At 35.8% G+C, this 26072-nt stretch carries 17 protein-coding genes; 16 read left to right on the plus strand and 1 reads right to left on the minus strand.

All coding sequences use genetic code 11. From position 1 onward, the window contains the following. Positions 1 to 210: 210 nt before the first annotated feature. Complete coding sequence (locus BUC21_RS15345; RefSeq protein WP_073404031.1) at positions 211 to 2031, minus strand: hypothetical protein; 1821 nt, start codon at positions 2029 to 2031, stop codon at positions 211 to 213. Between the two features lie 561 nt (positions 2032 to 2592). Between BUC21_RS15345 and BUC21_RS15350 the strand changes: the two genes are divergently transcribed. The 16 genes from BUC21_RS15350 to BUC21_RS15420 all read left to right on the plus strand — a co-directional run bounded on the left by BUC21_RS15350 (position 2593) and on the right by BUC21_RS15420 (position 25865). Then, a complete protein-coding gene (locus BUC21_RS15350) occupies positions 2593 to 4155 on the plus strand; it encodes an ATP-dependent nuclease (protein WP_073404033.1) in 1563 nt (520 codons plus the stop codon). Beyond that, the gene (locus BUC21_RS15355; RefSeq protein ID WP_073404035.1) at positions 4140 to 5162 is read left to right on the plus strand and encodes a DNA helicase UvrD; all 1023 of its coding nucleotides are present in this window, start codon (positions 4140 to 4142) and stop codon (positions 5160 to 5162) included. The genes BUC21_RS15350 and BUC21_RS15355 overlap by 16 nt, the downstream gene beginning before the upstream one ends. A gap of 555 nt (positions 5163 to 5717) precedes the next feature. Beyond that, complete coding sequence (locus BUC21_RS15360) at positions 5718 to 6110, plus strand: antitoxin HicB (protein WP_073404037.1); 393 nt, start codon at positions 5718 to 5720, stop codon at positions 6108 to 6110. Positions 6111 to 6222: 112 nt separating this feature from the next. Continuing rightward, complete coding sequence (locus tag BUC21_RS15365) at positions 6223 to 6552, plus strand: hypothetical protein (protein ID WP_139261472.1); 330 nt, start codon at positions 6223 to 6225, stop codon at positions 6550 to 6552. A gap of 239 nt (positions 6553 to 6791) precedes the next feature. After that, entirely contained in the window at positions 6792 to 8081 is a 1290-nt protein-coding gene (locus tag BUC21_RS15370) for an L-cysteine desulfidase family protein (protein ID WP_139261474.1), read from the plus strand. A gap of 425 nt (positions 8082 to 8506) precedes the next feature. Beyond that, entirely contained in the window at positions 8507 to 9433 is a 927-nt protein-coding gene (locus BUC21_RS15375) for a type 2 periplasmic-binding domain-containing protein (RefSeq protein WP_073404041.1), read from the plus strand. A gap of 21 nt (positions 9434 to 9454) precedes the next feature. Beyond that, complete coding sequence (locus BUC21_RS15380; protein ID WP_073404043.1) at positions 9455 to 12676, plus strand: SusC/RagA family TonB-linked outer membrane protein; 3222 nt, start codon at positions 9455 to 9457, stop codon at positions 12674 to 12676. A gap of 25 nt (positions 12677 to 12701) precedes the next feature. Then, on the plus strand, positions 12702 to 14156 hold the full coding sequence (locus BUC21_RS15385) for a RagB/SusD family nutrient uptake outer membrane protein (RefSeq protein WP_073404045.1): 1455 nt from the start codon (positions 12702 to 12704) through the stop codon (positions 14154 to 14156). Between the two features lie 4 nt (positions 14157 to 14160). Further along, on the plus strand, positions 14161 to 15375 hold the full coding sequence (locus BUC21_RS15390; protein WP_073404047.1) for a carcinine hydrolase/isopenicillin-N N-acyltransferase family protein: 1215 nt from the start codon (positions 14161 to 14163) through the stop codon (positions 15373 to 15375). Positions 15376 to 15520: 145 nt separating this feature from the next. After that, complete coding sequence (locus BUC21_RS15395) at positions 15521 to 16513, plus strand: TlpA disulfide reductase family protein (protein WP_073404049.1); 993 nt, start codon at positions 15521 to 15523, stop codon at positions 16511 to 16513. 310 nt (positions 16514 to 16823) lie between these two features. Further along, positions 16824 to 17009: a hypothetical protein gene (locus tag BUC21_RS16345; RefSeq protein WP_139261476.1), complete on the plus strand. Its 186-nt coding sequence runs from the start codon at positions 16824 to 16826 to the stop codon at positions 17007 to 17009. A gap of 100 nt (positions 17010 to 17109) precedes the next feature. Continuing rightward, positions 17110 to 18039, plus strand: coding sequence for a hypothetical protein (locus tag BUC21_RS15400; protein ID WP_073404051.1), 930 nt, complete (start codon positions 17110 to 17112; stop codon positions 18037 to 18039). An 89-nt stretch (positions 18040 to 18128) separates the two neighbouring features. Continuing rightward, positions 18129 to 21188 (plus strand): SusC/RagA family TonB-linked outer membrane protein, encoded by a 3060-nt coding sequence (locus BUC21_RS15405; RefSeq protein ID WP_073404053.1) that lies wholly within the window; start codon positions 18129 to 18131, stop codon positions 21186 to 21188. A gap of 12 nt (positions 21189 to 21200) precedes the next feature. Beyond that, a complete protein-coding gene (locus BUC21_RS15410) occupies positions 21201 to 22568 on the plus strand; it encodes a RagB/SusD family nutrient uptake outer membrane protein (protein WP_073404055.1) in 1368 nt (455 codons plus the stop codon). 92 nt (positions 22569 to 22660) lie between these two features. Beyond that, entirely contained in the window at positions 22661 to 24121 is a 1461-nt protein-coding gene (locus tag BUC21_RS15415) for an amidohydrolase (protein WP_073404057.1), read from the plus strand. A 49-nt stretch (positions 24122 to 24170) separates the two neighbouring features. Further along, entirely contained in the window at positions 24171 to 25865 is a 1695-nt protein-coding gene (locus BUC21_RS15420; protein WP_073404059.1) for an amino acid permease, read from the plus strand. Positions 25866 to 26072 lie beyond the last annotated feature (207 nt).

Genomic DNA, 26072 nt, shown 5'->3' on the forward strand with positions numbered 1-26072 from the left:
TTGGAATATTATACTCCAATCGAATTTATTAATACACTTAAAAAACATAGGAGAGAGTTGCGTTTATAACTTGAATTCTGCTATTATAGGGGGTGAAACTAATTTTTCCGCAGCTTATAATCTGGTGTTTAACTCAAAAAGTAAAACGTATTGTCAAAAGATAACCTTATAAGTTGTCTCTCAAAACGAGAAAGTCGAGTTAAAAAGTGTTTAATCTTTCTTTTTCAGTATTTTAAACTTCTCAATATCGTGCTTTCGTACCCTTTCTACCTCGAACCAGCGATTAATTTCAGTACTTGTTACACCACTGTTTACAAATACGCCCTGTCTTTTATACACTTGCGTAAGTATCACTTTTATTTCATTCCTTGAATAGTGATCGCCTATTTCAAACTGCTGGTGAACAGCATTACGCATGGCGAAGGATTTCTTAATTGCATGCTCGTTCTGTTTATTGATAGAACGCTCCATAGCCTTTACATTGAAATCCAGCTTCTCACGGATAAATTTACTACCTAGTTTCTCGTAACAGGAGTAAAGTGTCTGGTCGTCTTTACCTGTTATCAGCCTCGAAAGCAGGTGATGATATTTCTTTTGTGCCTTTTCGTTAGGATTCGTGCGTAATTTCTCCAACGCCTCAAAACGTAACAATAGCACTGCCATGCGTCCTTTTCGGGTTCTCTGGCGATGCAGAGCCAATCGGTCATCATCACTGAATAAATGCTGCTGAGGCTCATGCTCTATATTAAAGAAACCGGATGCACGATACGCCTCATATAAATTGGTGGGGTAGGTGTAGAGCGATTTCACAAGTTCGGCCTCGTATAAGTTGCTGACAAGGAACGGATCGGGTTTGCCGGCATTGTCTAAATAAGGAAGAAAACTGTTGTTACCAAGCGCTTCTCTTAGCAAAGTTCGTTTACCATCATTCGTAGTTTGTTTCAACAGCTTCTGCCAATCGTTGTATATATCTTCGGCTCCTTGCAGCCAGCTTTTTATTTCAGGCTCACTTTTATACTCCAGATTTGGACGGATGGAACTTATGTGCGTAATGCTTTTCACGCCGTTTCTGAACCGTCCCACAATCTGAATGGCCTCAGTCTTCGGATCGATAGCCGATTGTGGCGCACCGTACATATCGGAGATAAGAATCACATGAGGAGGAATCTTCGATATGATATCAACAGCCGAAAAGAAACGGCTGGTGAAGAAGTTGAACTGCATTAGTTCATCAATCAAAGTCGATTTCTTTCTCTTTCCTGCTTTCCACAATTTGAAAGTGCTCTCCTCACTGCAAAACGTGTAGCAATCCTGTATATCGGGCACATCAACAAAGAGCGAATCTATAGTGTCGATGGAGTTTGTAAATATGCACACCCTCGATTTCTTGGTAATTTTAAGTTCGGTAAGTCGCTCAACCAACGATTCACAAATATTGTTTGTGGTAATCAGCTTCATCTTCTTCTTATAATCATAAGTAGGCACCACTTTTAGTATGCGGAATCCCTGATTTACAAGACGTTCATCCTCGGCAATGATAGGTGTGGCCGAAACCATTGCTTTATATTGAAAAAGGAAAAAGTCGCTCATCGGGCCCGATATAGTTCCCCGGTAATCTACATCCTGCACCAGCTTCTCGCATTCATCGAACAACATAAAGCATTCGCTGTACATATCAATCTGCAAAGCCTCCATAGCCTCTTTTACCTTCTGGAAACTCTCCGGAGTGGTAAGAATCTTGTAATGTTGCTTCCCGTTCTTTTCAAGGAAATCTGTTATATGTTGTACCATTACTCCTTTGTGAACAGCCAGCGTATGCTTGTGCTTCTTTGCTTTATCCACAATAACCGGCACATTAGGTTCAATAATGATAGACTTTCGTGGTGATGTAAGTTCGCAGTAAGTAGCTCCCAGTCCCGGAAGCACCTTGTTTATTACACAATTAGTAGGAAGAGCCGCAAAACCTTCGCGCTTCAACGCATCAGTGAGATACTCCTTTTCGTGTATCTTGATAGTTCTTTCTCGTAGCATTAAATTTATTTTGATTAATAAAGGGCGCAAAGGTAACTTTATTTCTCATAATTTATACTATATGTTTTGAAAATATATAAGGTTGTTTCGGTTGAAATGTCTAGTTGTTTTTTTATTTATTGGCGGGAGATTTTTGGAGGGTGGGGTTTGTTTCGCTCGGGGGGGGAAGGATTGTTACTATTGTTGATTTGATGTAAAAATTAGAATGTATTTGAATTACTTTACTTATTTTTTTGACAGTTCTAAATTTAGAGCTGTTTTTACACGTATAAATAAGGTTAACGACTTTGATAATTAGGTGCTTTGTTTATATTACCATTGCTCTATTAAGTATTAATATCGTTTTATTAAATTTTGTTGACGATTAATATATATTTATTATCTTTACATTTTTAATCTGTAGTGTAAAAAGTATTAGACTAATTTATAAATATAAATGAAGTGTCATGTATGAGTAACTTTGGCTATTATAGGAATTGTGTTTTTGAAAAAAAATAAGAGTGATAGCTCTTTTTTGTTTGAGGAAAGAAATCGAGTTTTTATTTAATTAAAAATGAATATATGGGGAAAATTATTAAGAAAATTAGAATAATAAATTTTAAAAGGTTTAAAGAGCTTGAATTACCCTTCAATGACATATTTAATGTTTTTGTTGGCGATAATGAGTCAGGGAAAAGTACAATTTTAACCGCCATTAATTTGGTTTTAAGTGCTAGCCTTAATAAAATAGATACATTAGGTTTGGATAGTCTTTTAAATATAGAAGCTGTAAAAGAATTTATGACTACTGATAAAAAAGTGGAGAACCTTCCTGTTATGTGCATTGAATTATATCTTAATGATCAAGATAATATTGATTTAAACGGCAAAAACAATCTTGATAAAATTGAATGTGATGGATTAAAACTTGTTTGTGAACCTAGAAGTGATTTAGGAGCTGAAATTAATGAAGTACTTCGTCAAGATAATCCGGTATTTCCATATGAATATTATGCTATACGTTTTAGAACTTTTGCCGATATGCCTTTAAATAACTATAAAAAATATTTATCCCATATGTTGATAGATAATTCATCAGTAAGTGGTGAATATGCTATGAGGGAATATACTAAAGATATCTTTAAAAATAATACAGTTAATATTGAAAGGAGTGGATACCAAAATAAATATCGTTTGTATAAAAATGCATTTACAAATAATGTTCTTTCAAAAGTTAATGGTCGATTAAATAAATATTCTTTTCGATTGAAACATAATTCTAAATATAATCTTGAAACAGATATTACTATTTGCGAGGAGGATATTAATATTGAAGATAAAGGAAAAGGAAAACAATGTTTTGTCAAAACAGAATTTGCTTTAAATAATAATGCAAACCTTGATATAATTTTGATTGAAGAACCCGAGAATCATCTTAGTCATATTAATATGAAAAAATTGGTTTCATTAATTGCTAATACAGGAGATAGACAATTATTTGTAACAACTCATAGTAATATGATAAGTTCTAGGCTTGATTTAAGAAATCTAGTATTGATGAATAGTAATGGTAATCTACCAACAAAACTCAAAGATTTAGATGAAAATACGGCTAAATTTTTTATGAAAGCTCCAGATAATAAGATATTGGAATTTATTCTGTCTAGCAAAATCATTTTAGTTGAAGGCGATGCTGAATATATTCTAATGGAGAGTTTTTTTAAGCATGTAACTCAGAATAGTTTAGAAGAATCAAATGTCCACGTAATTGCAGTTGGGGGTATTCGTTTTAAAAGGTATTTGGATTTAGCTAAAAAATTACAAATTAAGACGGCTGTTATTACTGATAATGATAAAAAATATCAAGAAAATTGTGTTGATAATTATAATGATTATAGCCAAGATGGATTGATAAAAGTATTTTCTGATTCTGATAATGAAAGATATACATTTGAAGTTTGTATATACAAAGACAATACTTCTATATGTGAAATGATTTTTGGCCCTAGAAGAAAGGTTTTGTCTGTGCAAGAATATATGCTTAAAAACAAAGCTGAATCGGCATTCAATTTGTTATCAGAGAATTCTGAAGGATTTATTATTCCTAATTATATTAAAGAGGCAATAGAATGGATAAACGAGTAATTTTTGCTGTTGCCGGGTCTGGTAAAACTCAATTGATTATTGATAGCCTTGACTTAAAAATAAGGTCATTGTTGATAACTTATACAGATAATAATTATGTAAATTTAAAGCTTAGAATTATACGTAGATTTGGTTACATTCCTTCTAATATATATATTTATACTTATTTTTCTTTTATGTATTCGTTTTGTATAAAGCCTTATTTCTCAGATGATTTTCGTATTGTTGGAATCAATTATAAACCTAATCCTAATAGGTATGCAAAAGGCAATGACAGATACATTGATAATTATAACAGATTATATAGTAATCGTATTGCCAAGTTCTTAGACATCAAATCTGCATTACCTTTGATCAGAGGTCGTTTGGAGAGATACTTTGATATTTTGTGTGTTGATGAAGTTCAAGATATGGGAGGATATGATTTTAATTTTCTTATGGCACTATCTGAGGCAAATATTACTCAATTGTATTTAGGCGATTTTTACCAGCATACATTTGATACAAGTAATGATGGAGTTGTTAATGCAAATTTACATTCTGATTATGAATTGTATAAAAGCCGTTTTGTTCAATCAAATTTCACTGTTGATACTACAACTTTAAATAAAAGCTATCGTTGTAGCATTACAGTATGCGATTTTGTTACTAGAAAACTAAGAATTAATATTGAATCACATAAAAGTGAGCCAGCAATTGTAAAAAGTATAAACTCATTAGATGAAGCTAGATCAGTAATTACTGATGACTCTATAATTAAATTATTTTATCGAGAACATAATAAGTATCGATGTTATTCTTCAAATTGGGGAGAAAGTAAAGGAATAGATAAATATAATGATGTCTGTGTTGTTTTAAATAAAACAACAAATGATCTTTATATTAAAGATGAAATGTATAATCTTAAGCCAACTACAAAAAATAAATTTTATGTTGCTTGCACGAGGGCAAGGAGGAATTTATATCTTATCTCTGAGACTTTCCTTGCTGAATATAAAGTATCATAAGAGAATATGAGGTCATTTGAAACTTCTATAATTCTATTTAAATCAGAGAAACTGACGTTGCTAGTATTCATTTTTTTATAGTTGTTGCTCCATTGTCTATTAGTTATATCGAATAAACTTCTATATTCACATAAATCCATTAGATATAACTAATGAAAGAAAGTGTTATAGAAATATCCTATTATACGGAAAAGATACGTCCCTATATAGGACAACCTATTATTAAGATATTAACCGGACAAAGATGTCTTGGGAAAAAGATATATTCTAAAACAGCTAAATGATATTGTCTGCAATATAATGGATACTGACATCGATGTGATTTACCTTAAATAGGGATTTAAAGGAATTCACTAAGATTCTGACGGATATGATTTATCCTAAAAATAATTAGAAGTATAGTAAAATAGTGAACAATTAAATACGAAGTATTCATATTATTACTACATTTGTTATATAATTAAGTCATAAAAATTGTAAGTTACAAATCTGTAAAAGAAGTTGTAACTATGCTTCAAGAAAACGGTTTTGTTCTAAAAAGCGATAAAAGTAACTATGAAAACAGTAAAAGTGATTGTAGAACATGCAGGAAAGAATTTTAGTGCTTATATAGAAGGTGCTCCAATTATTACCGTCGGTAATGATATGAGAGAGATTGAAGATAATATGAGCGAAGCTATCCAACTGTATTTGGAAGATAATCCAAATCCTGTTGAATTATTGGTTGGAGAATTTGAACTTAAGTTCAAGATAGATGCTGCTACCTTTATTAATTACTACAGTAATATATTTACGAAAGCTGCATTGAGTAGAATAACTGGAATTAATGAACGCCAGCTATGGCATTATGCAGCAGGAGTACATAAACCTCGTAAAACTCAGCTTGAAAAGATTCAAAATGGTATTAAGACATTGACAAAAGAGCTTCAGGCCATTAGTCTGGTATAGTTTAAACGCTGATGCATATTATAGAGAATGAAACACATACACAACCTCGAATAAATTTATAATGAAGTCATCAAGTTTTGAAATGTTAATTCTTTCTATTTTTCTGTTATTTATGGCAGCAGTCGGGTTTTTTGTTTTTCTTTTTACTGGAGATATAGATGTTTTCTTTCCAGCTTTGGCAGCAGCTTCAGGTGCTGCATTTGTATTAGCAGTTAGAGCAAGGGTTTGGGATAAAAAGAAAATAATAGAATTAGATCAAAATAGATATTGGGTAATGGCCTTGTTAATTTTGGCTATTTTGGAATGTATCTTTCTTTATTTGATTTATATTTCTCAGAATGCCTACATTATGTCAATATCTGATTTTCTTATAAAATGGATAAGGCCTTTTGTTTTTATAATTCCTATTTGGATACTAACTTTGTATAATTTAAGAAAATAGTTATATCTAATAAAAAGACTTATTTGCATTAACCTATTAGATATAAATCATAAAAGGGGGTATTATATATAAATCCGATTTAAGGAATAGATATTCCTTTCTAATCCTAACTATATTGATTAGTAAATTCCCTTTTTTAAGATTTATATGTATAAATTCGGAATTTTTATTTAATTTTGTATCGCATTAAAAGCAAAAAATAAATTCTCTTATCTAACAAAAAAATCACTTTGAGATTAATGAATATTCACGAAGTTGAAAAAGAACAGATTATCTCGCTGGTGAAGCGCGAGGTTGTTCCGGCAATTGGTTGCACAGAGCCTATCTCGGTAGCGCTTTGTGTGGCTAAAGCCGCCGAAATATTGGGTACGCTTCCGGTTAATATTGAAGCTCATCTTAGCGCAAACATTTTAAAGAATGCGATGGGCGTGGGAATTCCAGGTACAGGAATGATTGGTTTGCCAATAGCAATTGCACTTGGTGCGTTGATTGGTAAGCCTTCCTATGAACTGGAAGTCCTGAAGGATTGTACCCCCGATGATGTGGAACGAGGCAAACAGCTAATAGAACAGCAGGCCATCCACATCTCCCTAAAAGAAAATATTGAAGAAAAACTCTATATTGAAGTTGTTTGCGAAGCCGAAGGTAAACGCTCAACTGCTATTATCTCTGGTGGACATAAAGATTTTGTTTACCTGGCTGTTGATGATAAGGTTCTTCTGGATAAACGTACGGCTTCTGTTGCTGAGAAATCAGAACATGATCCGGAACTGAACTTGCGTAAAGTTTATGATTTTGCGATGGAAACGCCTTTGGAAGAGATCGCCTTTATTCTTGAAACCAAACGACTGAATATGGCTGCTGCCGAACTTGCTCTGGATGGTGATTACGGACACGGACTGGGAAAAACTCTGCAAAGTAAAATGGAGCGCCACATTATGGGCGATAACACGTTTGCGCATATTCTATCATACACATCTGCTGCATGCGATGCTCGTATGGCAGGAGCGATGATTCCTGTAATGAGTAATTCAGGTAGTGGTAACCAGGGAATCTCGGCTACACTTCCGGTGGCTGTTTTTGCTGAAGAAAACGACAATTCGGAAGAAGAACTGATTCGTGCGCTGATGTTAAGCCACCTGACTGCGATTTATATCAAACAAAGTTTAGGCAGACTGTCTGCTCTTTGCGGATGTGTAGTTGCGGCTACCGGTTCCAGTTGCGGTATCACTTATCTGATGGGTGGTGGTTACGAACAAGTTTCTTTTGCCGTAAAGAATATGATTGCCAATCTTACCGGAATGATTTGCGACGGTGCTAAACCTAGTTGTGCACTAAAGGTGAGCAGTGGTGTATCAACTGCAGTTCTGTCTGCCATGCTTGCCATGCAACAGAAATGTGTTACATCCGTAGAAGGAATTATTGACGATGATGTGGATCGTAGTATCCGCAACCTGACAAGAATTGGTTCCGAGGCTATGAATGAAACCGACCAGATGGTTTTGAATATTATGACTAGCAAGTGTTGAAAATCCATTTTATAAGTGTGATTCTATAAACACGACCTGCTTTTTTATCCTGTCTCAGGTTTGTAAATAATTAGATTGCTCATACACTCTTAACTTTTCTCCCCAAAAAGATATAATGAAATAATTTATTGCAGAATAAGACCAACTTATTCTGCAATGATCTTGTCTATTATATATTTCCCAGGTTTTTGTTTCTTATACCAAACTTACGCTATATACTCTCTCCTTAAAATGCCATGTATATGGTATTGCCCCTTATAACGACTTAAAATACCTTTGCAAAATCAAAATATAAATAAGAAAGTATGAAGTATTTGATTAGAAAAAACGAAATTATTCCTTTAGTCATGGGAATGCGATGTTGCAAGTGATTTTTGACGTATGGTTTAATAATTAAGGTGTTTTATAGTTTAAATTTTTAGGGTATGAAGAATTTCAGGATACATTTATTAGTATTGGCTTTAATAGCTACAGTTCACTTGCATGCACAGAAAAATACTTCCGAAATTTATATAAAAGGTTCCAGATTTACCACTCCTTTAGTACAAAAGTGGATTAACGAATATGAGAAACAGAATCCTGGAGTAAAAATTGTATGGGCAGACAAAAATGCAGATAATAATTCGGTAGACTTGAGTGTACTGACTTATAATGACTCTTTGCAATCGGACAAGCAAGTTATTTATGTGGGTAGATATGCACTACTTCCCATTGCCGGGAAAAATAGTTTATCTCTGGCGGAATTGAGCAAGAAGAATCTTAATAAGAAGAAATTGAAAGAGCTCTTTTTCAGAGAAGATGTTTTTGCTGACGATCAGAAAGATGCAAAATCTGCAAGTAAAGCAACAGTTTATTCAGGAAATGGAAAGTCATCGGCCACAATAACTTTTGCAGCATATTTCGGTTACAAAACTGCGGATATAAAAGGACGGAAAATATCGGGCGATGATCAGTTCCTGATTAATGCGGTTGAGAAAGACCAGACGGGAGTAACCTTCAATAGTCTGAACTACATTTATGATACGAGTTCCCGCAAGTTAAGAGATAATATAGCTCTGCTTCCTCTTGATGTGAAGAAAGAACAACGCAAGGTTCTTGCTTCTGAGAATATTGATCAGGTTATAGATTTACTCGAAAATCAAAATGTAGATATTATACCGGTGCAGGATTTTGGATTTCTTTATTCAAAGAATGCAAATCCGGAAGTTGGAAGATTCGTCAGCTGGGTACTGGATAACGGATTGATTCATAATCACAATTACGGCTTCCTCAAGCCAACAGTAGATGTTCTTGTTTCTCAGAAAAAACAAGTGGAGGGTAGTGGTTACCTATCATCTATAAAAACAAAATAATTCCTTTATAAAGCATTACTTATGATAAATATATTTTTTAGAGTCGGGGATAGACTTACATTCCCGACAGGGAGAACTATACTCTCACTTATTGCAATTCTTTTGTTTACTTCTTCGGGATTTATAAATGCACAGACTTTAATAAAAGGACATATTGTTGATGAACGTACCAAAGAACCTATAATAGGGGCTATTGTACTTATCAAGTCTACAACAACAGGTGCCTCTACTGATGTAAAAGGAGAATTTGAAATAAAAGCTTCAAAAAAACTTCCGCTTACTTTATCTGTTAGTCTGGTAGGTTATCGCACTCAGGAGATTGATGTGTACGACACTGAAGAGCCTGTTTATGTTACGTTATCAGAAGATCTGAACCGCCTTAATGAAGTGGTGGTTGTAGGTTATGGTACTCAGTCGAAGAAAGTGTTTTCTGGAGCGGCAGCACGTGTTAATGGTGACGTAATAAAGGAATTACCGGTTCAAAGTTTTGATCAGGCATTGTCCGGAAGAGCGGCAGGTGTTAGCATATCACAGCCTAACGGCTTGCTGAACAATCCTCCTGTAATCAGAATCCGTGGTGTGAACTCTATCTCTTTAAGTTCATATCCCTTGGTCGTAATTGATGGGGTTCCTGTAAGTACTGGTAATATTTCTACTACAACGGATGTGCCTAATAATCCGTTGGCAGATATAAATCCTTCGGATATTGAGTCTATTGATGTACTAAAAGATGCAGCTTCTACCTCAATTTATGGTTCACGAGCTGCAGCTGGTGTGTTGCTGATTACAACAAAAAGAGGTAAATCTGGTAAGGCAAAGGCTAATTATGAAGGCTGGGTTGGTGTTACCAATGCTACCCGTTTGCCTAAACTGCTGAATGCGCAACAATATATGGATATAAAGAATGAAGCGGTGCTTAATTCCAAAATTCTGAGCGGAAATGCAAACAATGATAATGTGAGCTCTCAATTATTCTTTCCTTCTTATAACGCGGATGGTTCACTGGTTGACACAAAATGGTATGATTATATTTATCGCACAGCTGTGTCTCACAACTATGCGTTAACATTATCAGGCGGAACAGAGAAGACTACTTATTATTTTTCAGCCAATTATTCTAATCAGGAAGGTTTTTTGGTGAATAATGATTTTCAAAGAAAAGGTATACGATTTAATGTTGATCATGAAGTAACTAAATGGTTGAAAATAAAAGGTAATGGTTCGTATAACACAAGTCATAACCAGGCTTATAGTTCAGGATCTTTGCAGGGATCATCTCAATTTCTTATTGGGGCAGCCAGAATGGCTATTTCTTTGCCTTCTAATATAAGTCCTTATAATGAAGATGGTAGTTATAATCTGAGTAGCACCGGACAAATAGGTATGGGAAATAATAAAGCTTCTTCTACTTTATATAATCCGTTGGCTTTGTTTGAATACAGCCGTAGCACTTCTGACAATGACCGTTTTCTGGGTGGACTAAGCGCGAATGTAAAATTGTCGAAGCATCTGGAGTTTAATACATCGTATGCTATTGATCGTTTGAAAACGGAGACAATTAGTTTTTTAAGTTCTAAGTTGGGCTCTTCGGGTTATTCTAATGGTGGCTCTGTAACGAATGTATCGGCATTGAGAAATAATGAGACTTTTACTAATACATTGAATTATGATCAGGTATTTAACAATAGGCATCATGTTTCTGCTTTGTTGGGTACCGATTTACAGAAAAATAAAGTAAATATCTGGGGAGTAAGTGCTTCAAAAGCTTCTGATGAGTTCTTTGAAAACTATCAGGGAGGCTGGAGCAATTATACTGCTTCTAATAATTCATTGGGTGAAAGATCTTTCTTTTCTTACTTTTCTCGTTTGAGCTATGATTTGGATGCCAAATATCTTTTTACTGTGAATCTGAGACGTGATGGAAATTCAGCTTTGGCCGTGGGACATAAGTATGGTAATTTTGGTGGTGTTTCTGCCGGTTGGGTTCTTTCACAAGAGAAGTTCTTCAAAAAATCGGCATTGGGAAGAATATTTGATGAACTAAAACTGAATGCAAGCTGGGGACGTGTGGGAAATGGAAATCTGACAAACAATTATGGTTCGTATGACTTGTTCTCTTCTTCTCTTTATGGAACAGCATCAGCATGGGCTATCAGTCAGTCGGGTAATCCTGATCTAAGCTGGGAAACAAGTGATCAGACAAATATTGGTATCAATGCCGAATTGCTGAAAAAACGTTTGTCGGTGGAACTAGCTTACTTTAATAATAATGTGAATGGGTTGATTCTGGATACACCTCAATCTCCGTCAAAAGGTATTCCCGGTAATTCTATATTAACTAACATTGGTTCTATGTACAACAGAGGTATAGAACTTACATTGAATGCTTCTTTGATTCAGAAAAAAGAATTTTCATGGGATGTGTCATTCAACTTTACAGGTATAAAGAATAAAGTAACTCAACTTGCCGGAGATAATGCTGATATTATTGGGTATACCCATACTTCTGCCAACGCAAACAATGTAACTCGTGTGGGTTATTCTGTAGGTAGCCTTTATGGTGCTAAGACTGCCGGTGTGAATCCGGAGAATGGTCGCAGGATATTTGTTAACGCTAAGGGCGAAAAAGTGCAGTATAGTTCTGTTGTGGCACCGGGTGAAAGTAACTGGACTTATCTTGATGGAACAACAGCTCCTGCAATCGGGGTATCTGACTATTATTTGATTGGTAGTGCACTTCCTAAATGGTATGGAGGGTTAGTAAGTAACCTCAAATATAAGAACTGGGATCTTACGCTGAACTTTACTTATGCTGGTGGTAACTATGTGATGAATGGTACTAAGGCAACTTTGAGAGAACAGACTTTTTATAATAACTATACCGGTATTCTGGATCGATGGACTACCCCAGGACAGGTTACTGATATACCTCGCTTGGTTTATAATGATATTATTTCCAATGGTACATCGTTCCCAATTTCTGCAAATGCAGAAAAGGCAGATTTCCTACGCTTGCAGAATGTACTGTTAGCTTATAGAATTCCTGCAAATTTATTGAGTAGATTAAATTTAAGCTCTGCCCGGATTTATGCACAGGTATCGAATGCCTTTTTGCTGACTAAATATTCGGGTACGGATCCTGAGTCGTCTGTTAATGGAAACTCAAATACCACTCCGGGTATAGAACGTAACTCCTTAGGACAAGGACGTACATTCACTTTGGGAATTAACTTAGGATTCTAATTACACTATATAAAAATGACATATTATGATTCGAATAATAAATAAAATAAAAAATATATCAGTCATTCTGGGACTTACCTATTTTTTTTCATTTACTTTGTCAGGATGCGATAGTGAGTTGAATACAGAATCGGAAACTTCATTAAGTGCCGGAGAAATATTTCAAACACAGACTCGTATCGAGGGGTTAGTCAACGGAATGTATAAAGCGCTTAAAGGTGCTAGTATGTTCGGTGGTCGCATTCATTTGTACCTGGATGTACGTGGTGAAGATTTTATCAATGTAACAGGTAACTCATATACAGCTTATGAGAGCTGGACAAACTCTTATACTTCCGGTTCAAATGATATTAATAATACCTGGCAACAGGCTTATGCTGCAATTAATAATGCAAATATTATTATAGATGGATTAGCTAAAAGTACTGGTGTGATAAGCGATGAGGTAAAAACACAATATGTTGCTGAAGCAAAATTTGTAAGAGCACTTAGCTATTATACTTTGGTAACTATTTATGCCCGTCCGTATACTGAAAACGACGGAGCATCAAAAGGTTTGCCTCTTCGCTTGCAGGCAGAAACTACATCGGCAAACAATGACCTGGCACGTAGCACCGTGAAGGAGGTTTACAAGCAGATTCTTGAAGATCTTGATTTCGCTGAAACCAATTTACCGGATTCTTATTCTTCTTCAGCTCTAAATACAACAAGGGCACACAAGAGTACAGCCATTGCTTTGAAAACAAGGGTTTATCTCAATAAAGGTGATTTCCAGAATGTGATAGCCGAGGCAAAAAAGATTGTTCCGCAGACTGATGCTCCATTCTCTGCAACAACAGGGGTGAAGCATGCTTTGCAGAGTGATATAACAACTTTGTTTGGATCTAATTTCCTGACAACAGAATCTATTTTATCCATGCCTTCAACTGCGTCCGATTCTTATAGCGGACAATCAGCTATTGCGTATGTTTATTATTCAAACAAGGAATACTATCTGAATCCTTCAGGTATATTGGGCTCTTCTCTTTGGGGAACCAATGATGCACGCCGTAATTTGATTGAGTTGAAATCTGGAAAATACTACCTGAAGAAGTATACAAAGGTTTCTCCATACATAGATTATATTCCTGTAATCCGTTATTCAGAAATATTGCTTAATTATGCTGAGGCTGCTTTGAGAACTAACAACAATGCATTAGCCATAAAATTACTGGAAGCTGTTCATCATCGCTCGGATGCCGGTTTTGTATTTCCTGCCAGTTCAGAAAATACAAGTACAGCATTACTGGAAACTATTCGTCAGGAACGAAGGATAGAGCTTTTAGGTGAGGGATTCCGTTCTAATGACTTGCTTCGCGATTTATTGACTATTCCGGCAAAAGGAAGTAGCAGTCTGCAGGCTGCTCAGGTTTTACCTTCTGCCGAGAACTATATATTCCCGCTTCCTGATTCTGAAACTAACACCAATAAAGCACTTTAATTATATGAAGAAGTTGTTTGTTTATATATTGCTCTTGTTTGCAGGAATTCTGCAGGCAGGAGCTTGTACTACAGCTGTTATTTCGGGTAAGTTTACAGCCGATGGTCGTCCTTTGTTGTTTAAACAAAGGGATACACATGATCCGAATAATAAATTTCAGTCCTTCTCGGATGGTAAATATCCTTATATCGCTGTAGTCAGCACGCGTGATTCTGGAAAGAAAGGTGTATTTGGTGGACATAATAGTGCCGGTTTTGCCATAATAAATTCGGCATCCTATAACCTGAATCCGGGATTGGACGGAGATGAAAAGGGGCTTGACGCTTATATAATGAAACTAGCCCTCCAAACATGTGCTTCTTTAACCGATTTTGAACACCTGCTCGACAGTCTGCCTCGTCCAATTCGTGCCAGCTCTAATTTCGGGGTGATTGATGCACATGGTGGTGCAGCATATTATGAAACCAGTGATAAAAGTTATGTGAAATATGATGCAAACGATCTTGCTGTAGCACCTTTTGGGTACATAATACGTACCAACTTCTCTTTCTCCGGAGACCGTACTCGTGATAAAGGACTGGCACGTTTTGAAGTGGCATCCGAACTTTTTTATCAGGCTTCTCTGAAAAAGAGCATCTCATTTGAATTTATACTGAAGGATGTATCACGTAGTTTGAAACATGGACTTACAGGAATAGATTTATATAATAATATACCGTCAGACGGCAGTAAAGCTGTTTTGGTTCCATTTCGTGATTTTATTCCGCGTTATCTAACCACTTCTGTTCTTGTTTTCCAGGGTGTAAAGGACAATGAACCGGCTTCGCAAACAGTTCTTTGGTCGGTTGTTGGCTGTCCGTTGACTTCTGTAGCTGTTCCACTTCTGGTAAATAGTAAAGGATATCTGCCTAAAATTGTTACTTCAGAAGGAGAGGCTTCGGCACCACTTTTTGATTGGTCATCCAAATTAAAACAAAAACTATTCCCGATAGATCGTGGAGAAGGAGAGGATTATCTTAATTTAGCGGCCCTAATTTCAAAAGATCAAAAAGGAATTCTTCAGACCTTGCAACCGGCGGAAAATAAAGTGATAACTGAATCACAAAAATACATCAATAAATGGAGAACTGAAGGGGTGAAGGTTGATGAACTAAAGAAGCTTGATGATTGGATAGATCAATATTTGACTGATTATTATAAAATCAACTATAGTTTATAAAAGAAGATTCATTATAAGTTTTAGAGGATTCCCGAAGTCAGTTATAAAAATCCCATATATGTGGTATTGCCTCTTAATGTAACTTTAAATACCTTTGTTGCCAGAAAATAACTTATATGGATAATTATAGAACTAATTATAGCTTATGAAAAGAAAATTAATAGTTTTGGCGGCATTAGCATTAAGTTTTACCTTAGCTCATGCACAGGAAAAAAATACATTGCACCTCAATGGCTCTGTAAGTGGAGTAACTACAGGTAAAGTGTATCTGCAAAAGTTTATAGACAAATATTATGTCGTTGTTGATTCTGCCAAAGTACAGAATGGACAGTTCTCTTTTTCCACAAAAACAGTATTGCCTGAGATTTACGGAATCTCTCTGGACTCAAAGGAAAATCCTTATATGCTGTTTTTGGATAAAAATAAAACAACTGTGAATTTAGATCCGGCTTCCGATTATCAGAATACAGAGGTTACGGGATCTGCTTTACATGCTCTCTTTAAAGAGTATAAAAGTAAAGAAGATGTGAAGATTGATGAGTTTATTAAACAACATCCTTCTTCGTTAGTATCGGCTTATGCACTTTATCGTGATTTCTCGTACAGACTTTCCCCAACCGAAATAGAATCAAATATCAAGTTACTTGATCCTTCGTTGCATAACACAACTTATGTGCAGGTTTTAAACAAGCTGGTAAAAACATTAAGTAATGTTTCTGTGGGCAAAACAGCTCCCGAGTTTTCTGCTAAAACCCCAGATGGAAAAACGGTTGCTCTTTCAGATCGTTTGGGCAAAGGTTATCTGTTGATCGATTTCTGGGCATCCTGGTGTCCACCTTGTAGAAGAGAAAATCCAAACTTTGTGAAGATATATCAGAAGTATAAAGATAAAGGCTTTGATGTACTTGCGGTTTCTCTTGATAAGGCAAAAGATAAATGGGTAAAAGCCATAGCTGATGATCATCTTGACTGGACTCAGATTTCTGAATTAAAATTCTGGCAGAGTGAAATTATTGGCAAATATGGCGTAAGAGCTATTCCAACTAATTTTCTGGTTGATTCAAAAGGAGTAATAGTTGCCAAAAATGTATTTGGTGATGATTTGGATAATTTGTTGAGAGAGTTGTTAAATAAGTAAGATAACCTTCATTCAAATCAGGTATTTGCATTCCGGATATTGAACTGGGTATGAATAAAAGGCTACCATTGCAAAAGTTGTAATGGTAGCCTTTTTAGTTTTTATTTTATCCGTCTCATAATTAATTTTATATAATAGCTGGATATATCCATTTGTAGAAAAGCTGAATATATATAAATAAGTTAATATACCTGAGTCGCGGTAATATAAATGCCATGTTTATGGTATTTATATTGCCGCGAATTATTTTGAACTTTGCAATCGATAAAGATGAAAAATATGAAACTAACATAATTCAAATTAGAAGGTTATGAAAACTTTATTTAGAAAAAAACGATTACAGCGATACTTGCAAAAAGTATTGGATTCTCAAAAGACATTTACTTTCTTTAATCAGGCAGGTTTATATTCTGCAATGATGCCTGCATTCTCTTCTTCTCTTTCTACACTTCCCATGCGAATGTGCTGTATGCACACCTGCTCTTTTCCCTTCTAACATCCTTTTTTAAAATATCCGGACGTATAGGAATAAGGTAAAATCCTTATTCCCGGATATGTTATCCTCTCTTTATTATAATACAAAAACAAAATCAATTATGAAAACAAAATATTTCAGCAAACTGTTTTTAGCCTTATTGTTTCTATCCACAGGCCTTGCAGCACAAAACTCTGATAATAATCCTATATTGATAAGCGGAACGAAATTTACTTATCCTTTAATAGAAAAGTGGATAACAGAATATACAAAGATTAATCCGAATGTGCAGTTAAAATTAGTACAAAGTAAAGCTAACACTCAGGATCCGGATTTAAATGTTATTGCTCATTTTCCACAAAAAGATGAACTGAAAGAGAATGATGGAATAGTATATGCCGGTCGATATGCTTTATTACCTGTGACCAATAGCAAAAATCCATTTTTAACAAGCATCGCAAAGAAAGGACTGAACAAAAAGGATATAGACAAACTTTTCTTCGAAGCATTCAATTATGGTGATGATCAGAAAAAGGAGAAACCAAAGTTACCGGCAACAATTTATGCCCGGGAAAATCATTCTTGTGCTTCTACAGCTTTAGCTGGATATTTTGGCCACGAATCTTCGGAAATTAAAGGGAAAAAAGTCTTGGGCGATGATATTTATTTGCTTTCAGCAGTGAAAAAAGACACTATTGGTATTGCTTACAACAATCTGGGTTATCTTTTTGACATCAACACCCGCAAATTAAAAGATGGAATAGCATTGTTGCCACTCGACCTGAAAAAAGATGAGAAAAATGTATTATCAGGAAATGTTGACGATGCAATTACATTATTAGAAAGAAGTCAGATAGAGACAATACCTGTTGTGAATTTCGGTTTTGTTTATTCTCAGCAAAACATACGAAAAGAAGTTTCTGATTTCTTGAAGTGGGTATTAACTGATGGACAGAAATACAACCATGGATTTGGCTTTCTCAATTTAAACAAAGAAGTGTTAGCGGAACAAAGCAACCATTTAACTGAAAGACTATTGTCTTTGAAATAACCAGAACTCTTTTAAATAAAATAAAACGAATATCCCTTTTTCTGTTGATAAACTGATTTAGGGCAGGCTCGTTATAACTCTAAATAAATATGATAAGAACAATTACTACGACAAAAAAGAAAAGAGATTTTTCTGATTTTATTAGATTGAAACTGGTTTTCCTGTTTGTGAGTCTATCCACTTTTACTACGTATGCACAAATTACTCTTAAGGGAACAATTCTCGATGAGAGATCTAAGAAATCTGTGTTTGGTGCATCAATCAAACTAAAAGGGCAACTTGGAGAAACATTTACGGATGTAGATGGGGCTTTTCAACTAAAAGTAAAAGCTTTACCTGCTACTCTATCGGTAAAAAGTATCGGATATAAACCCCAGGAATTTGATATTTATGAAGCTGAACCGATAACAATTTACTTGAATGAAGATTTGAACGAACTTGATAATGTTGTTGTTACCGGTTATGTTCAGACAAAGAGAAATGCAAAGACTAGTGCTATCTCTGAAATAAAGGCAGATCAACTTAAGAACATAGCAGGAACCGGATTGAATGAACAAATACAAGGACAAACTCCGGGACTTTTGGTTTCAACTACTTCGGGAACTCCAGGATCGAGTGTTTTTGTCCGCTTACGTGGAACTACATCCATTAATGCAGGTAACGATCCATTATACGTGATTGATGGTGTACCAATTAGCAGTAAAACTTTGCAAACAATCAGTATTGGTGGGCAAACAACTAATCCTCTTTCGGATATAAATCCAGCTGATATTGAAAGTGTTGAAGTACTTAAAGATGCGAACGCTACAGCTGTTTATGGTGCACGCGGTGCAAATGGTGTAATATTGATTACTACTAAACGAGGGAAAAATAACAGTAAGACAAAGATTAGTCTGGATGCAGAATATGGTTTTTCCAAAGCTGCTAAATTGTGGGATCTTGCCACAGGTCCTGATCATGCACAAATTCTTAATGAAGCATGGGTAAATGATGGAAAATCTTATGCTACAAGACCATATCGCCCTAAAGAAGAAGGAGGACTTGGAAATCCTGAAGATCAAAAAACTTATGACAGACAAAGTCTTGTTTTCCGGACAGCAAACGTACAAACCTATAACATATCTGCAAATGGAGGTGATGCGAAAACATCGTTCTTTATAGGCGGCGGTTTTACATCTCAGGAGGCTATTGTGAAGACACAGGATTTTTCGAGATATAATTTCCGTGTAAATCTTGACCATAAGATCAATAATAAATTGTCAATAGGTACCAGTAATTCTTTGGATTATTCCATCCGTTCTTTATCTCGCACGGCCAATAGTCCTAAAGGTATTCTTCAGGCTAGTGTACATACTGCTACATTGCTTCCTATATATAATGAAGATGGTTCTTATGCCAAGTATGGTATCTTTGATAACATTGTAGCATTGATAAAAAACAATGACCATCATGCATATGGTTTACATTCAATCAATAATGTATATGCAAAATGGAATATTAAAGAAAACCTATCTTTTAAATCTTCAGTTAGTGCCGATTTGAATAACTATCATGAGAAAAGATATTTCAATACTCAGCTATCCGATGGGCAGCCCAATGGAGCAGCTACTGATGCAACCAGTATTGAACAAACTTGGGTGGCAGAGCAATTACTGAATTACTTTACAACCATTCGTAATTCGCATTTTATCTCTCTTTTCCTAGGTAATACTGTGCAGAAACGTAATTATCAGCAAGAGTCTATTAATGCTTCAAGTTTCCCAAGTGATCAGTTTAAAACAATATCTTCGGCAGCTATAACATCTGCAACAACAAGTAGTTCTTCCTCGGGATTGGTTTCTTTCTTTGGTGGAGCAAATTATAGTTTCAATAATAAGTATAGTGTTGATGCCAACCTTCGTGCCGATGCTTCTTCAAGATTTGGAAAATCTAACCGATGGGCTTATTTCCCTTCTGTAGGAGCTTCATGGCGCGTCAGTCAGGAAAACTTTATAAAGAATCTGAACCTGTTTAATGAGTTAAAGCTAAAAGCCAGTCTCGGCTGGACCGGTAATCAGGATATTGACGATTTTGCATCATTAGGTCTTTGGAGTGGAGGAGCTAATTACGGAAATTCAGCAGGTATTTCCAGTTCTCAGTTAAGCAATCCTGATCTGAAATGGGAGACGACTCGTCAATGGAACGTGGGGCTTGAATCTTCTTTCTTAGCAGGCAGACTTTCTTTCGAGCTCAATTATTATAATAAGTATACTTCTGATTTGCTTTTGAATGTACCAATAGCAGGAAAAACCGGATTCTCTTCTACTATACAGAATGTGGGAGCAATGAGTAATAAAGGTGTTGAGTTTGAAATTAATTCTACCAATATAGATACAAGAGACTTTAAATGGACTTCATCATTCCAAATCTCACATAATGAAAATTTAGTAGAGAAGTTACCTATATCTTTTTCACAATATTCAAGAGACTGGGTGCGCTTGCAACAAGGTTCGCCAATGTATTCTTTCTGGCTTTACAAGCAACTGTATGTTGATCCCAAAACTGGAAATGCAGTATATGAAGATGTAAACAAAGATGGCAAAATAACTACAGCCGATCGCCAGATAGTTGGCGATGCATGGCCAACTTTTACAGGTGGACTTAGAAATACACTCACATATAAAGGTTTTGATTTATCGGTATTCCTATATTTCTCAGTAGGTAATGATGTGTTTAACATGAATCGTTTCTTTCAGGAACATGGTGGTGTACGTGGCACAAACTGGGGATTGTTAAAGAGCCAGATGAAACGTTGGCAAAAAGAAGGTGATATTACAGATATACCTCGTGCCTCTACTGTTGTTAATCCTGATGGAAGCTACAATAATGATTTCCAAAGCAGTCGTTTCCTTGAAGATGGTTCTTTTCTGCGACTTCGTAATCTGACTATTGGTTATACCCTTTCTCCAAAAGCTCTTGTAAAGGCAGGATTGAGCAAAATTCGATTGTATGCTAGTGCTACAAATCTGTTTACTATAACTAAATATTCTGGTGCTGATCCTGAAGGAAATACAGCTGCCGATCAAACAAATGGAACAGTTCAAGGACTCGATTTTGCTATTCCACCACAGCCAAGACAAATTGTATTTGGTGCTAACTTAACATTTTAATAATTAAAGAATATGAGAACAACAGAATTCTATAAACATACATATAAAATATTACTCTTAAATTTCATTTTGCTGTTTAGCTCATGTAGTAATATTCTTGATCTGGAGCCCGAGCAGTCTGTATCAGATGCATCAGCAGTGGTAGATAAAAAATCGGCAGAAGCTGCTTTGGCAGGAGCTTATGATAAGTTACAATCTGATAACTATTATGGTAGAGAATTTGTTGCAGCTATTTATTTAGCTGGCAATGATGTTACCTGGACGGGATCACTGAATTACTACAGAGCTTTTAATAATCATTCATACCAGTCTGATAACACAACCATAAATACAGCATGGTATGCAATTTATGCCACTCTGAATGCTGCCAATCAGGTAATAGACAAGGTTTCTGCATTGTCTTCTCAGGTTTTGACTGACACAGATAAGAATAGAATTGTTGGAGAGGCTTACTTTATAAGGGCATTATCTTTATTCGATTTGGGAAGAACCTGGGGAAACATTCCTATTATTACCAAAGGAACAATTACAGCGCATGATTTTGATGGAGTAAAGCAAAGCACTCAGGCCGAAGTTTATCAACAAGTTATTAAAGATTTGCAGACAGCACTTTCTTTATTGCCAGAAAAAGTTGATCGTTCGCGAGTTACAAAGAATACGGCACGTGCATTATTGGCCAGAGTTTATCTTTATTCTGAAAACTGGGAAAAAGCAGAAGAGTATTCTTCTATATTAATAGCCGATATAAACGATTATCAATTAGTCGACTATCCATCATTCTTTAGTAATAAGCAGACAAAAGAGTCAATTTTTGAACTGCTTTATACTACTTCCGATAAAAATACTCATGGTTATTATTGGTTGTCATCTGCTAATGGAGGACGTCATGAGTGGGCTCCATCAGAAGGCATAGTATCATTGTTGGGGAGTTCTGAAACAGGTGGAACCCGAAAGGCTCTTTATTCAGATCAGTCTACTGCAATTAATAAGAATTTCTATGTGGGAAACCTGTATTGGAGAACAACCGGGGATGATCCGGCATATATTCTGCGTATTTCTGAGCAATATCTTATCAGAGCTGAGGCACGTGCTAAAAAAGCAACACCTGATCTTACCGGAGCTTTGAGTGATTTGAATGCTGTGAGATTGCGTGCTCAGATAAAAGTATTAACAGGACTTTCCAAATCTGAAATAATTCTTGCAATTGAGAATGAACGCCGCGTTGAATTCCCTTTCGAACCACATCGCTGGTTTGATTTGGTACGTACAAAAAGAGCCGGAACAGTACTTGGTGTAACCGATTCTGATAAATGGATATTCCCTATACCGTATAATGATATACAAGCTGATAGTGATTTGAAACAAAATTCAAGTTACTAGATTGGTTTACTATACATGCTTTATATGAATAGTGTACAGCTCACCTAAAGCAAGAATCAAGATTATTAGTAGAATAAAAGATATATATTACAATGAAGAAATTAGCATTATTTATTTTAGCTACAACAGCTTTTGGATTAGGCTGCTTTGCCCAGAACAAAGGGCATTTTTCAAACAAAAGCAATATTGCCATAGATTATCTGAATAATTCATTTCCTGTTTATGACCAATTACAGAAAAGTATATGGCGAAAAGCTGAATTAGGATTTATTGAAAAAGAAAGTTCGGAATTGCTTCAGAAGCAATTACAGGATAACGGATTTAAAATTGAAGCTGGCGTTGCCGGAATGCCAACAGCTTTTGTTGCAAGTTATGGTAGCGGAAGCCCAGTGATTGGAATTTTGGCCGAGTATGACGCTTTACCTGGTTTATCACAGGATACGGTGGCATATAAAAAGCCTTTGATAGAAGGAGGAAGCGGTCATGGTTGCGGTCATAATGTGTTTGGTGTAGGCTCTGTTGCAGGAGCAATTGCTGTTAAGCAGTGGCTTGAGCAAACAAAACATTCGGGCACTATAAAAATATTTGGTTCTCCTGCAGAAGAGGGAGGCGGAGGAAAAGTGTATCTGGTTAGAGAGGGAAATTTTAAAGGTGTAGATGTCGTGCTCGACTGGCATCCTTCTTCTGGTAACGGAGTAAGTACAGATACAGGTACTGCGATACAGATGATAGATTATAATTTCTATGGAAAAGCAGCTCATGCTGCCGGAAGTCCGGACAAAGGACGCTCAGCATTAGATGCAGTAGAATCATTTGATTACATGGTTAATATGTTAAGAGAACACGTCCCAACTTCTTCCCGTATTCATTATGTTATAACCAATGGTGGCGAGGCTCCTAATGTAGTACCTGCTTATGCCAAAGTATCCTATTATATCCGTAGTCCCAAAAGAGAAACTCTAAAGGATTTAACAACATGGATTAATCAGGCGGCACAAGGTGCAGCTTTAGGTACTCAAACTACAGTGAAGTCTGAAATTATTTCAGGGTTTTATGAAAGATTATATAATAAAACATTGGCAACCTTAGTGCAGGATAAACTGGAAAAAGTAGGAGGGGTAATATATAACGAACGTGAAGCTACTTTTGCAAAAGAAATAGCCAAAGGACTAAATGAGGCTGATACGGTTTTAGTAAGGGTGCAAAGAGTAGAACCTCTTAAAGAAGAACGAGTTTCACAAGGTGGAGGCTCTTCTGATGTGGGAGATGTGAGCTGGACTGTTCCTACAGTTAGTTTTGGTACAGCGGCATTTATTCCGGGAAGTGCGGGTCATAGCTGGCAAAATGTTGCAGCTGGAGGGTCAACCATTGGAACAAAAGCTCTTATCAATGCAGCTAAGGTATTCTCATTATCTGCAATTGAGTTATACAGTGACTCTAAATTAGTAGAAAAGGCAAAACAAGAATTCAACAAACGTCGTGGTTCTGATTTTCATTATGAACCTTTATTAGGCAATCGTGCTCCGGCATTAGATTATCGGGTAAAGAAATAAGCAATAAAGATCTGAAAAATAGTCAAATGAAATTAAATAACAAGACTGAATGAGTTTATTTGTAAGAAAATCAATAAGTAGTTTATTAAGCGAGTCGAATGCAACCGATAGCAATACTTTAAAAAAGTCTTTAGGACCATCTAGACTTGTAGCTTTAGGTATTGGAGCAATTATTGGTGCAGGTCTATTTTCTATTACAGGAGGTGCTGCTGCATATCAGGCAGGTCCGGCTATCACAATCTCTTTTATAGTAGCATCCTTAGGATGCTGCTTTGCCGGATTGTGCTATGCAGAATTTGCTTCCATGATTCCGGTTGCTGGTAGTGCCTATACTTATTCATATGCAACTATGGGAGAATTTATTGCCTGGATTATAGGGTGGGACCTGGTACTTGAGTATGCCATTGCAGCTGTCACTGTAAGTATTAGCTGGAGTCGGTATCTGATTAAGTTCTTAGAGGGTATAGGTGTTAATCTACCACCGGAACTTACCTTGTGTCCCTGGGATGGAGGAATAATAAACCTTCCGGCAGCCATAATCATTATTCTGGCAAGTTTGCTTTTGATTAAAGGTATAGAGGGAAGTGCACGGGTTAATTTTGTAATTGTGCTATTAAAAATAGCAGTGGTACTTGTCTTTATTGTTTTAGGATGGAAATACATTGATATCTCAAATTATAGACCATATATTCCAGCTAATAATGGAACCTTCGGAGAATATGGTTTTAGTGGAATTATCAGAGCTTCTGCCGTTGTTTTCTTTGCATTTATAGGTTTTGATGCTGTAAGTACGGCAGCTCAGGAAGCAAAGAACCCCAAAAGAAACATGCCTATTGGTATATTGGTTTCTTTACTTATCTGTACAGTACTCTATTTTCTGTTTGCACACGTAATGACCGGAGTTGTTAACTACACAGCATTCAAAGGTTTTGATGGCATTGCTCCCGTAGCAATAGCTATTGACCACATGGGCAAGCCAGACGCTTTGGGTATTATTCATCCAGATTATCCATGGCTAAATAAAGCTATTGTTCTTGCAATTCTGGCTGGTTATTCTTCTGTAATACTTGTTATGTTATTAGGTCAAAGTAGAATTTTCTATAGTATGAGTAAAGACGGTTTGTTGCCAAAAGTCTTTTCACAAATACACCCTGTTTACAGAACACCAATAAAAAGCAATCTTATATTGTTGTTTGTTGGCGGAACTCTTGCAGCTCTGGTTCCAGCACGAGTGGCAGGCGAGATGACTAGTATCGGAACTCTTTTAGCTTTTATTCTGGTTTGTTTCGGAATTCTGGTAATGAGGAAGAAAATGCCTGATGCACCTCGTGCTTTTAAAACTCCTTTGGTGCCTTTAGTTCCAGTCTTAGGTATAGCAACATGTCTATTTATGATGATATTTTTGCCGGCGGATACATGGATTCGTCTCCTTGTTTGGATGGTGATAGGCTTTGATGTATATGTTATTTATGGATTCAAGAACAGTAGGTTACAAGATAAATTACCTACTCGTATAGATTTACTGACTTTAAGGAGCGTTGGGATAATTATTGCACTTCTTTTGGTATCTGTTGTTTTGTGGTATCAGCAGACTGTTGGATGGAATGGTAGTAAAACCTTGATGACAATAGCTTTTGTTATTGCTTTTGTTCATAGCTTGTTTGTATGGAATAAGCTAAAAGGCTTGGATTCACTAGTCAATAAGAAGATTGTGGAATTAGCTTGTGCAGAAGAGAAATTTTAATAATAGTATAGTTTAATGTTTGTTATTGTTTGATTCATTGAGAAAAAGTTGTAAAGTTGAAAATCTTTTATTTTATGGGGGTGATCTTTCGATCACCCTTTTTTATGCAAAGTTTTAATTGGAAGATGTATAGAACTAATTCTGAAAGATATACTGAATAATAAAGTATAGTCGTGACGTTTGTATATATTTGCAGATGAAATATAC

The organism is Bacteroides luti (assembly GCF_900128905.1).
GTDB lineage: Bacteria > Bacteroidota > Bacteroidia > Bacteroidales > Bacteroidaceae > Bacteroides > Bacteroides luti.